This is a genomic window from Kitasatospora phosalacinea (assembly GCF_000717185.1).
Lineage (GTDB): Bacteria > Actinomycetota > Actinomycetes > Streptomycetales > Streptomycetaceae > Kitasatospora > Kitasatospora phosalacinea_A.
Genome location: NZ_JNYE01000219.1, coordinates 1 through 2,172, shown reverse-complemented (window position 1 = coordinate 2,172; position 2,172 = coordinate 1). Strand labels below are relative to the sequence as shown.

1 protein-coding gene is annotated in these 2,172 nt (G+C 74.7%); it reads right to left on the bottom strand.

The genetic code is table 11. The features are described from left to right. The coding region (locus OO57_RS37620; protein WP_051778770.1) for a nitrate- and nitrite sensing domain-containing protein at positions 1-2,081 on the bottom strand (2,081 nt) is incomplete at its 3' end. Between the last annotated feature and the right edge of the window lie 91 nt (positions 2,082-2,172).

Here is a 2,172-nt window from a genome sequence, read left to right as displayed (position 1 = left end):
GGGCGGGGCCCGCCGCGCGCGGCGGCCGGGGCGGCGGCGGGCGCGGCGTGGGCGCCCTGGCGGCGGGCCGGCAGGGCGGTGGCGCCGGTGCGGGGGATGCTGCTGGCGGGGGCGGCGGGCTGCCGGTGGCTGCCGGTGTCCTCGCCGCTCTGCCGGGGGGCGTCGGGGGCGGACTCGACGGTCTCGGCGAGCAGTTCGCGCGGGACGAGCACGACGGCGGAGGTGCCGCCGTAGGGGCTGGGCCGCAGGTGCACCCGGATGCCGTGGCGGCGGGCGAGCCGGGAGACCACGAACAGGCCGAGCCGGTCGGTGTCGGCGAGGTCGAACTCCTGCTCGACGGCGAGGCGCTGGTTGATCTCCTCCAGGTGCTGCTCGCTCAGCCCGAGGCCGCGGTCGTCGATCTCCAGGCAGAAGCCGTGCGCGACCACCTCGCCCTGGACGGTGACCTGGGTCTGCGGCGGGGAGAACACGGTGGCGTTCTCGACGAGTTCGGCGATCAGGTGGGTGACGTCGGCGACGGCGGAGCCGAGCAGGCCGGTGCCGGGGAAGGGCCGCACCTGCACCCGGGCGTAGTCCTCGACCTCGCCGACGGCGGCGCGGACGACGTCGACCATCCGGACGGGCTTGCGCCAGGCGCGGCCGGGCGAGCCGCCGGAGAGGATGATCAGGCCCTCGGCGTGGCGGCGCATGCGGGTGGTGAGGTGGTCGAGCCGGAAGAGGTCCTCCAGCTCGCGGGGGTCCTCGGTGCGGCGCTCCATGGTGTCGAGCAGGGTGAGCTGGCGGTGCAGCAGGACCTGGCTGCGGCGGGCGAGGTTGACGAAGACGGCGGAGACGCCGCGGCGCAGTTCGGCCTGCTCGACGGCGGCTTCGACGGCGACCCGCTGGACTTCGTTGAAGGCCCGGCCGACCTGGCCGATCTCCCCGGTGCCGAACTCCAGTTGGGGCACCTCGGCGACCACGTCGACGGCGTCGCCGCGGCGCAGCCGGAGCATCACGGAGGGCAGCCGGGTGGCGGACAGGTCGGCGGCGGCGTTGCGCAGGCCGACGAGTTCGCGCACCAGGCGGCGGCCGGTGCGGTAGGAGATGACGATCGACAGGACGACGGCGGCGAGGCCGACCAGGCCCGCCGTGCCGCCGCGGATCAGTGCGTCGACGGCGTTGCCGCGGGCCTGCTCGCCGAGGTCGTCGGCGAGCCGGGAGTTGATGGCGTCGATGTCGGCGAGGACCTTGTCGGCGGTCTCGCCCCAGGAGTCGACGGGGCCGCCGCGCACTTCCAGGGCCCGGTCGGCGGCCTTGTCGAAGCCGTTCTCGGCGGCGGTGAGCCAGCTCCAGTTCTGGCCCATCCGCAGCGCGTTGTAGGCCTGCCGGTCCTCGTCGTCGAGTTCGGCGATGTAGATCCGGAACAGGGCCTGCTGGGCGTTCATGGCGTCCAGCGCGACCTGCTGCTTGCGGCTGTCGGCGGCGGCGGCGTCGCTGCCGGCCCGCAGGGCGCGCATCGCGGCGGTCTCCTGGGCGAGGTACTCGCCGGCCCGGGAGAGCTCGACCAGGATGGTGCCCTGGCGGGGCAGCGAGCCGGTCTGCTTGGCGATGAAGGAGGAGCGGAACGCGAACACCGGGGTGATCAGGTCGCTGTAGTCCTTGAGGGCGCCGTCCCAGCTCTGCTTCTGCTGGCCGATCTGGCTGCGGATGGCGCCGAGCTGGTCGGCGACGGAGAGCACGTCCTGGTAGCGGGCGCGCTGGTCGGCGTCGAGCTTGTCGGCGTCGTGGCTGGTGCCCTGGTAGCGCAGCAGCTGCAGGTCGCGGTCGGTGGTGGTGCGGGCCTTGGCGTAGGCGGCGGCGTAGTCGGCGTTCCCCGGGGCGGCCAGCCGCAGGACGGCGGCGGAGCGCTCCTGCTGGAGGTCGTAGGCGTACTGGTCGGCGGGGTCGCCGAAGGCGGTGTACGTGGAGCTGAGGTCGAGCTGTTCCCACACGTCGCCCGTGGTGACGAGGGTGGCGTAGACCCACAGGCCGCTGAGCGCCGCGATGGGCACCAGGAGCAGCGCGACGATCCTCGCGCGGATCGAGCTGCGGCGCAGGCGCATACGGGTCCTTCGTGGTCCTCGGGCTGAGGGGGCCCGGGACGCGGGTGGGCGGGCGCGGGTGGGTGCGCGTGGGCAGGGGTGGGTACGGGCG